Annotated in this window: 1 protein-coding gene; it reads left to right on the top strand. The window is 49.1% G+C overall.

Annotated elements, in window-relative coordinates; genetic code table 11:
• On the top strand, nt 1–750 hold a 750-nt coding region (locus tag R7O13_RS26470), incomplete at both ends, for a response regulator (RefSeq protein WP_318305156.1).

The following is a 750-nucleotide window of genomic DNA, read 5'->3' as shown; positions in this document are numbered from 1 at the left end:
AACGCGGTCAAATTCACCGAGCGTGGTCATGTCAAATTACTTGTCTCATTGCACGAGCAAAACAACGATATCGCCCAAGTTCGCTTTCGCGTTGTGGACTCGGGGAGAGGTATTGCCAAAGAGCACCAGCAAGCGGTGTTTGAACGCTTTCAACAAGCCGATGGCAGTACAACTCGCAAATATGGTGGTACAGGGTTAGGTTTGGCGATTTGTGCCCAACTCGTCCACATCATGGGTGGAGACATCAAGCTAACCAGTGAACTTGGCTTGGGAAGCTGTTTCGATTTCACCATTCCTTTAACGGTGGTGTGCGGTCTTCCAACATATACCGATCCGCTCAATGTGCTCGATTTTCCTCGAACAGAGGCGAATGAGGCAACAAACAAAAATCCAGATAAGCCGTGGGTTTTGATTGTCGAAGATACGGAAGTGAATCAGAGGGTTGTTCGCATTATGCTGGAGCAGCTAGGGCTTAAAGTCAGTGTCGCGAGCCATGGTGAAGAAGCGTTGCAGTTATGCCGCGAGCACGCCTTTGATCTCATCTTTATGGATTGCCAAATGCCAGTGATGGATGGGTTTATCGCGACAGAGCAGATCCGTGACATGAATGAGTGGGGCGCTCACGTGCCGATCATCGCATTAACTGCCAATGTAGTGAAAGAAGATCAGCAGCGTTGCTTTGAAGCGGGCATGAACGAGTTTGTTGCTAAGCCTGTGACGAAGGCGCGATTACAGCAAATCTTTGAACAA

Source organism: Vibrio sp. Y176, assembly GCF_033438945.1.
The sequence above is the reverse complement of the archived record's forward strand: the minus strand, read 5'-3'. Positions and strand labels throughout refer to the sequence as shown.